Annotated in this window: 4 protein-coding genes; 3 read left to right on the plus strand and 1 reads right to left on the minus strand. The window is 75.5% G+C overall.

Annotation, left to right across the window (positions count from 1 at the left end; all coding sequences use genetic code 11):
• Positions 1 to 309 precede the first annotated feature (309 nt).
• Genes AC559T_RS32350 through AC559T_RS32360 form a run of 3 tightly spaced genes read left to right on the plus strand, consistent with a single transcriptional unit; the run spans position 310 to position 3,458 of the window.
• Positions 310 to 1,581, plus strand: coding sequence for a glycosyltransferase family 4 protein (locus AC559T_RS32350; protein WP_498871098.1), 1,272 nt, complete (start codon positions 310 to 312; stop codon positions 1,579 to 1,581).
• The gene (locus AC559T_RS32355) at positions 1,571 to 2,560 is read left to right on the plus strand and encodes a lysylphosphatidylglycerol synthase transmembrane domain-containing protein (protein WP_112108298.1); all 990 of its coding nucleotides are present in this window, start codon (positions 1,571 to 1,573) and stop codon (positions 2,558 to 2,560) included. Before AC559T_RS32350 ends, AC559T_RS32355 begins: the two co-directional genes overlap by 11 nt.
• A 52-nt stretch (positions 2,561 to 2,612) precedes the next feature.
• A complete protein-coding gene (locus AC559T_RS32360) occupies positions 2,613 to 3,458 on the plus strand; it encodes an NAD(P)-dependent oxidoreductase (protein WP_498871099.1) in 846 nt (281 codons plus the stop codon).
• A gap of 135 nt (positions 3,459 to 3,593) precedes the next feature.
• Here the strand turns inward: AC559T_RS32360 and AC559T_RS32365 are convergent, their stop codons facing one another.
• Positions 3,594 to 8,180: an AAA family ATPase gene (locus tag AC559T_RS32365; RefSeq protein WP_498871100.1), complete on the minus strand. Its 4,587-nt coding sequence runs from the start codon at positions 8,178 to 8,180 to the stop codon at positions 3,594 to 3,596.
• Positions 8,181 to 8,509 lie beyond the last annotated feature (329 nt).

Here is an 8,509-nt window from a genome sequence, read left to right on the forward strand (position 1 = left end):
AGTCCCATGTCCGCGCCGGACGGTGGTGTCGGGAAGCCGGCGGCAACGCCCTGACCAGGCGGCCACAGGCGGACGGCAAAATCGTGGGATGCGCGCCCTCGACCCCGGAGCCGGCCCGAGGGACAAGCGGTGACCCGCGCGCCTGGAGCGCTCTCATCAGCGTCACACGATCCAGCGGCGAAGCTCCCCTTCGTGAGAGGTTGTCCACTGCCATCACCAGCCCGCCCCAGCAGCCCGTCCGCCACCGCCCGCCCCCCGCGCGCCCCGGTGATCGCCCGGCAGCGGGAGCCCCTGCCCGCCGTCCACGACATGCCGCGTGTGCTGGTGGTGGCGGACAAGTTCCCGCCGACGATCGGCGGGATCCAGACGTTCGCCTGCCGGCTGACGGCCGGCCTGCCCCCGGACCGGGCCGTCGTCCTCGCCCCGACCCAGCCCGGTGACGCCGAGTTCGACCGCACCCTCGGCTTTCCGGTGATCCGCACCGAGCACGGCATGATCACCTCGCCGCGTGGCCGGCGGGAGCTGCGGGCCGCCGTCCGGGCGCACGGGTGCGAGGTGGCGTGGTTCCCCACCGCCGCCCCGCTCGGCGTGCTCGCGCCGGTGCTGCGCGAGGCCGGCGTCGAGCGGGTGGTGGCCTCCAGCCACGGGCACGAGGTCGCCTGGTCCCGGCTGCCGTTCGGACGGCTGCTGGTCTCCACCGTCGGCGCGCGGGTCGACGTGCTGACCTACCTCACCGAGTTCACCCGCCGCCGGCTCGCGGCGGTCACCCCGCCGGGGACCGAGCTGGCCCGGCTCACCGGCGGCGTCGACACCGAGCGGTTCCAGCCGGGCGCCGGCGGGGACGAGATCCGCCGGGGCCTGGGCTGGTCGGACGAGCCGGTCGTGATCTGCGTGGCCCGCCTCGTCACCCGCAAGGGCCAGGACACACTCATCCGGGGCTGGCACGACGTCCGACGCCGGCACCCGTACGCGCGGCTGCTGCTCGTGGGCGGCGGGCCCGCCGAGGACCGCCTGCGCCGCCTAGCCGCGCGGACCGGCGTCTCCGACGGTGTGCACTTCGCCGGTCCCGTGCCCGAGGAGCTCCTCCCCGCCTACCTCGACGCGGCGGACGTCTTCGCGATGCCGTCACGCACCCGGCTGTGCGGGCTCGACCTGGAGGGCCTCGGGCTCTCCGCGCTCGAGGGGGCGGCCAGCGGCCTGCCGGTGATCACCGGCGCCCAGGGCGGCGCACCGGACGTCGTCATCCCCGGCCGCACCGGCGTGGCCGTCAACGGGCACGACCGCACGGCCGTGGCCGCCGCCGTCATCGACCTGCTCGACGACCCGCGGCAGGCGGAGCGGATGGGCGCGGCCGGCCGCGCGTGGATGCGGGCGGCGTGGAGCTGGGAGACGCTCAGCCTGCGCCTCGCCGGCATCCTCAGCGGGCAGGCCCCGACCGGCGCCGGCGCCGCCGCCGATGCGGCATGGATCGCGGCAGATGCCGAGGATGGGGCAGATGCCGAGGCCGGGGCCCGGACGGCTGTCGCGGTGGGCGGCGCCCGGGTGGGCATGACGGTGCCGGAGCGCGGCGATGGTCGTTGAGGCGCCGGCCGAGGCCGTAGGGCCCGAGCCCGCGTACGGCCGGCGGCCGCCGGCGGGCTCGGCGAGCCACCGGTGGCGGACGGCCCTCGCCTGCGTCGTCCCGCTGCTCGCGGTGCTCTGGCTGCTCCACAGCTGGTCGACGGTCACGGCGAGCGTCCGCCACCTGACGGCCGCGCACCCGGGCTGGCTCGTCGTCGCGATGCTCGCCGCCCTGCCGACCTGGATCGCGGGAGCCGCCAGCCTGCAGGGGGCGGTCGCCCGGCGGCTGCCCGTCGGGCCGATGCTGGCCGTGCAGGTGGCGGGCAGCGTCGCCAACCACGTGCTGCCCGCCGGCTTCGGCGTCGGGGCGGTGAAGCTGCGCTTCCTCAACCGGCACGGCGTCCCCCTGCGCGAGGCGGTGGCCGCGGTCGGACTCGACGCCACCGCCGGAATGATCACCCATGTCGCGGTCCTGGTCGCGCTGCTCTCCGGCGGGTTCCTGCACATGAGCGGGCCACCTGGTGGGCTGATCGCCACGGTGGCCGCCGTGGTGGCCGGGCTGCTCGCGGTCGGCTGGGCCCTGCCGCCGGTCCGGCGGGCGTGCCGGCGCGGCTGGACGCACGTGACGGCCCAGGCCCGGATGCTGGCGGAGATCCTGCGGGTGCCGAGCCGGGCGGTGATGCTCTGGGGCGGCTCCACCGCGATCCCGCTCCTGCACGCGGCGACCCTGCTGTTCGTGGTGCGGGCGCTGCATCTCCCGCTGGCCGCCGGCGCGGTGTTCGCCATCTACTACCTGGCCAGCAGCGCGTCCGCGCTCATCCCGTCGCCGGGTGGTTTCGGCTCGCTGGACGCGGCGCTGACCGCGGCGATCGTCGCGGCGGGGCAGTCACCCACCTCCGCCCTCGCCGCCGTCCTCGGGTACCGGCTGATCACGGTGTGGATCCCGCTCGCGCCCTCGGCCTGCGTCATGGCGGCGCTGGTACGGCGGGGTCACCTCTGACCAGGGAACCCGCGTGTTGGATACAGGTCAATTCTTGCCGAAGGAGGACGCGGTGAAGGTGGGTTTCGTCGGGCTGGGAAGCATGGGGCTGCCGATGGCGCAGCGGATCCAGGCCGAGGGCCACGATCTCACCCTGTACGCCCGGCGGGCGGCCTCGCTGGAGCCGTTCGCGGGCACCGGCGTGACCGTCGCGGCGACGCCGGCGGAGATGGATCCGGGGCTCGACGCGGTCGGGATCTGCGTCTTCGACGCGGACGGCGTCCAGGAGGTCGTGTTCGGCCCACACGGCCTCGTCCGCACCCTGCGGCCCGGTGCCGTCGTGCTCGTGCACAGCACCGTCTCCCCCACGCAGATCCGGGAGATCGCCGCGCGGGCGGCGGAGCACGGTCTGCGCGTCCTCGACGCGCCGGTGAGCGGCGGTGCCCCCCGGGCACTGGACGGCAAGTTGACGATCATGATCGGCGGGGACACCGAGGCGGTCGCCGCGGCGCGCGAGCTGCTGTCGACGCTGTCCGACCACGTCGTCCACCTCGGCCCGGTCGGGGCCGGCTCGCACGCGAAACTCATCAACAACACGCTGTTCGCCGCGCAGATCGCGCTCACGGACGCCGCGATGGCGGCCGGCGGATCCCTGGGCGTCGACCCCGAGGGCCTCGCGGCGATCCTGACGACCAGCAGCTCGGCGTGCGTCGCCTCCGGGTTGCGCCTGCGCGCCGGCTCCCTGGCCGCCATCGCCGCGACACCGGCCGGCCCGACACTCGCCAAGGACGTCACGCTGATGGCGGGCGCGCTCGACGACGCGGCCGGCGACGTGCCCGGGGACGTCCCCGGGCACGAGCTCATCGACGTGGCGCGGCGGTTCGTCGCCGCGATACAGGAGACCGGAGGCGCACGATGACCACAGCTCTGACAGCCGGGTACGGGGCCGTGGGGCACGGTGTCGAGGTCCCGTTCGGTGCGCTCAGCCGCCGTTGAAGGGAGCGCGGCCGCGTTCGAGCCCGGCCTCTCGCCCGCGCCGTGGTAATCCGGGTGCTCAACGGGTGACGGGGCGCGGGAGGGGGCCTTCCACCCGGTCCCGGCCGCCGCGCTTGGCCCGGTAGAGCTCGACGTCGGCGCGTTCGACGAACGCCGCCACCTCGTCGCCCGGGGCGGGAATGGTCGCCGCGACCCCGATGCTCACGGTGACGATCCGGTGGATCACCAGCGGATGCGGCTCGGCCAGCTCGACGACCGCACGGCGCAGGTGCCGGGCCAGCTCGACGGCGGTCTCCGGGCCGGTGTCGGGCATGACGACGGCGAACTCCTCCCCGCCGAACCGCGCCGCCGTATGGGTGGTCCGCAGGCTCGCGGCCAGGCCGGTGAGCGAGTCGGTACGCGAGAGCTGCTTCAGCCGCCGGTTGGCGGCGGCGAGCTGCTGGGTGCGCTCGGCGACCTTGCGCTCCAGCGAGGCGTACACCAGGGCGTTGTCGAGCGAGACGGCCAGCTGCCGGGCGATAAGCATGATCCCTTCGAGGCGTTCGGTGGCGAACGCACCGCGGATCATCCGGTTCTCCAGCAGCAGCATCGCCCGCAGCCTGCCCCGGATCATGAGGGGGACGGCCAGCAGGGAGCAGCGGTCGATGTCGGTGAAGTAAGGGTCGCGGCAGAACCGGTCGTCGCGGATCGAGTCGGCGACGACGACCGGCTCCCGGGTGCGTTCGGCGTAGCGGACGACCGAGGCCGGCAGCAGGCGCCGCCGGGCGGCCTCGGGCAGCGGCACGGAGCCGCCGTTCCCGACCGGCACCAGCCAACCCTGATCCTGCTGGTCACGGAGCAGCAGGTGGACGCCGGTCGCGCCGGCCATCTCCGACAGGATGCCCGCGACCCTGGCCCGCAGCCCGCCGACGTTGGTCTCGGAGCTGAGCGTGCGCGACGCCGCGACGATGCCGAGCAGATCGATGGTCCCGGTCGTCAGGACGGCGCGCCGCCCGGCCGGTGAGTCCGCGGCCGACGCGTTCGCCGGCACCGGCGCCGGGCGGGCGACGTCGGCGGCCGGACCCGCCACGTCGGACCCGGTGAGTCCGCCGGGCCCGGTGAGTCCGCCGGGCCCGGTGAGTCCGCCGGGCCCGGTGATGCTCTCAGGCCTGACGAGTCCACCGGGCCCGGTGAGTCCGCCGGGCCCGGTGATGCTCTCAGGCCTGACGAGTCCACCGGGCCCGGTGAGCTCGACAGGCCCGGCGGGCAGCGCCGGGTGGGCCCAGTCAAGCTGGGCGACCTTCGCCGTCGCGCCCCAGGCGAGGTAGTGGCGGCGGGCGGCGGCGAGCAGCACGTGGCCGGCCTCCTCCAGCCCGTGCGCCAGGTAGAACCGCGCCGCGCGCTCCAGGATCAGCGCCTGGTGCCACGGCCGGGCCCGGGTGGCGGCCTCCCGCTGCGCCACGTCGTACGCGTAAGCCGCCTCGCGGAACTCCCCGGCCGCCCAGGCCCGCTCCGCCTCCACCAGGCGCAGCAGGTGCAGGTAGTTGGACGGCGCGTCGGCCGCGCGCGCCGCCAGCCAGTCGATCGACTCGTCCAGCTCGGCCAGCACGGCGGCACGCCGGGACGGCACCGCGGCCCGGGCCTGGCCGGCCAGCGCCAGCGAGCGCAGCAGCCGCGCCAGCGCCGTCGAGTAGTGCGCCTGGACGGCCGGCAGCACCGCCATCGCCCCCGCGGTGTGCCGGGCCAGCTCCACCGGGTGGTCGAGGATGGCCGCGGCGACCGCCCGGGTGATGTGCAGTTGGGCGGCGGCCAGCGGGTTGGCGGCCAGCAGCTCCGCGCCCAGCCGGCCCAGGTCGGACGTCCCGTCGGCCGCCGGGGGCCGGCCGCGCCGCGGAGCACGTCCGTCAGGTGGCGGTACATGCGGAACGTCTCCTCGGCGTGGCCGTTGCCGGTGCACGCGGCGAACGCCAGCGCCTCGTCGACCTCGGCGGCGACGACGTCGAGGGACGGCGCGCAGTCGAACAGGCCGTACACCAGCGCGTAGTGGGTCCAGCACGCGTTCTGCAGGTCGCCGCTGCGGATCAGGCCCTCCAGGGCGCGGCGCGGCGCGCCCACGTTCTCCTCGAGCGGGTCGAACCAGTGACCGGCGCCGAGCACATACAGGAAACGCACCTGCCACAGCGCGGGTTCGTAGCCGCGGGCCCGCCGCAGGTCGTCGGCCGTCGTGGTCCGCTCGAGCCACTGATCGAGCGTGTCCAGGCCGCGGTCGATCTCCCCGTCGAGGTCGTCCCGCTCCGGGATGGCGAGGCCGAGCCACCGCAGCTGCTGGTAACCCAGACTCAGCGCCGCCCCCGCCCGGCCCCGGTTGGTGAGGCTGCTGACCTGGACCAGGGTCGCGGCCGTGCGCCACGCCGGATCGGCGCACAGCCGGCCGAGGGTCCCGTACTCCTCGTCGGCGTCCTCCATACAGGGCGGCGTGCCGGCCGGTGTGCACCTCGATCAGCTGGTCGGTGTCCGCCGGGTCGGTGAACGCCACCGCGGCGGCCAGCAGCCGCTCCGCCAGCGGGTAGTTGCTCAGCAGCGTGGCCTCGTCGGCGGCACGCCGCAGCAGGTCGGCGGTCAACCGCCGCTCCGCGGGCAGGCGCACCTCGTCGAGCACCGGCAGGTACTGCGCGGCCGCGACGGCGAGATACTCGGGCCGGCCGGCGAGCCGCCGCTCAAGCTCCCACGCCGCCTGCCCGGTCGCGGCCGCCAGGAGCTCGAAGTCCACCTGGCCGGCCAGGCACGCGGCCGCCGCCAGTGCCTCCCGGGCGGGCGGGGCCAGCGCCGCCACCCGGGCGCGCAGCAGCTCGATCACGTCCGCCCGGGCGAGCCGGGCGCGCAGCGTCTCCGGCGCCCACCGCCAGCGGCCGGCCACCCGGGTCAGCAGGCCGTCGTGGCGCAGCGAGTTGACCAGCTCGACGGTGTCGTACGGATTGCCCCCGGTGGCCGGCGCGATCAGCCGCGCGAGCTGCCGGCCGCGCTCCGGAGGCAGCCGCAGCAGGTCGGTCACCATGGCGGCCTGGTCGGGCGGGGGCAGGTTCCGCAGCCGCAGGTGGCGCGGCCCGGCCGGCTGGCGCCGCCAGCGCGCGAGCATCGGCGCCATCGGGTGCGTGGCGTCGACCTCGTCGTCCCGGTAGGCGCCGACGACCAGCAGCCCCTCGTGGTCCTTCTCTCCGCCGAGGATCAGGTCGAGCACGCCGAGCGGGGTCCGACCGGCCCACTGCAGGTCGTCGACGAAGATCACCAGCGGACGTTCCCGGGACGCGACGGCGCGCAGCGTCTCGGCGGCGCCGCGCTGCGCACGTACCTGCGCGGTCATCGGGTCGCCCGCCTTCGGCGGGATCCGCAGCAGCACGGCCAGCTCGGGCACCACAGCGGCGGCCATGCCGGCTCCGGGGCCCAGCCCGCCCAGGAGCCGCTCCCGGACCTCGTCCAGGGAGCCCTCCGGCTCGGCCAGCAGCAGCCGGCCCAGCGCCCGCAGCGCCTGGCGGACCCCGTCGTACTCCTGGTCCCGCCGGTACTGGTCGAACTTGCCCGTCACGAACCAGCCGCCGGCACCGGCCACGATCGACCGCAGCTCGTTCACCAGGGACGTCTTCCCCACCCCGGGCGCCCCGGCGACGAGAATCCCGCGGCAGCGGCCCGCCACCGCGTCGGTGAACGCCGCGCGGAGCTCGCCGGTCTCCCGCTCCCGGCCGGCCAGCCGGGACGGCGTCAGCGGCCGCTCCGGAAGATCGTGCTCGCCGGGCCGCACGCACGCGCCGCGGTGCACCAGGACGAGGTCGAGGGCCAGGCCCTCGGCACTCTGGTAGCGGTCGTCCGGCTCCTTCTCCAGCAGGTGCATGACGACGTCCGACAGCCCGGCCGGCAGTGCCGGGTTCACCACCGACGGCGCCACGGGCACCCGGGTGAGATGGTCGTGGATGATCCGCAGCGGGTCACCCGAGCCGAACGGCGGCGCGCCGGTCGCCAGCTCGTACAGGGTGGCGCCGACGGCGTACAGGTCGGCCCGCTGGTCGACGGGGCTCCCCGTCCAGCCGGTCTGCTCCGGCGCGAGGTAGGGCACCGTCCCGACGATCTCGTTGTGATGGGCGAACCCGGGCTGGATCTCGGTGGCGGTCGTCGCGAGCGCGAAGTCGATCAGGTACGGCCGGTTCCCGGCCCGGTTCACCACGATGTTCGCCGGGCTGATGTCCCGGTGCAGCACACCGCGCCCGTGCATCCCCGCCACCGCCCGGGCGAGCGCCCCGGCCAGGTCGACCAGCTCGGCCGGGTCCATGGGCGTGGCCCGCCGGGACAGGTCCGCGCCGCCGACGTCGGCCAGCAGGAGGCCGCCGGCGTCGGCCAGCGGGACGCCGCCCCTGTCGGCCAGAAGGGCGGAGCCCGCGCCGTCGAGCTCGGCGCCCACCAGGTGTGCGACCCCCTCGACCCCGGCCAGCCGCTCGAGGATGTCGACCTCGTGGCGCAGCCGCCACCGGGCGCCCGGACCCAGCGGTTCCTTGCGGATCACGCTCCCGGCCGGGAGCAGCAGCCTCGTCACCCTGGTCCGGGCCGTCTCGTGCAACAGCTCCGTCCGCACCATCGCCGGCGGGTCCCGGCTCGGTGGCGTCTGCTGGGATCCCATCCGCAAACCCCCACACCGAGCAGCGTGCTGCCCACTCGTCCAGTCTGCCCCCGATCACGGGGTCACCAACGGGACGGTCGCTGGCGGGTCCCGGCGGCTCCCGACACCGCCGGGACAGTCCTGGGCGCGGTTGCTTTCAGGGCTCGCGAAGGCTATAAGTGGGTTAGCACTCGACAGGGTTGAGTGCCAACCTCTGGCGCGACGGGTGCCCGGGCCGACGGCCCGATCATCATGTTCGTTTGGGCCCCGCCGGCGGCAGGCACTCCTCCGCATGGCTCAAGCCCAGGAGGAAACACTCCAATATGCCGAAGATCATTGCCTTCGATGAA

This window comes from Frankia sp. Hr75.2 (assembly GCF_949319125.1).
GTDB classification, from domain to species: Bacteria; Actinomycetota; Actinomycetes; order Frankiales; family Frankiaceae; genus Parafrankia; species Parafrankia soli.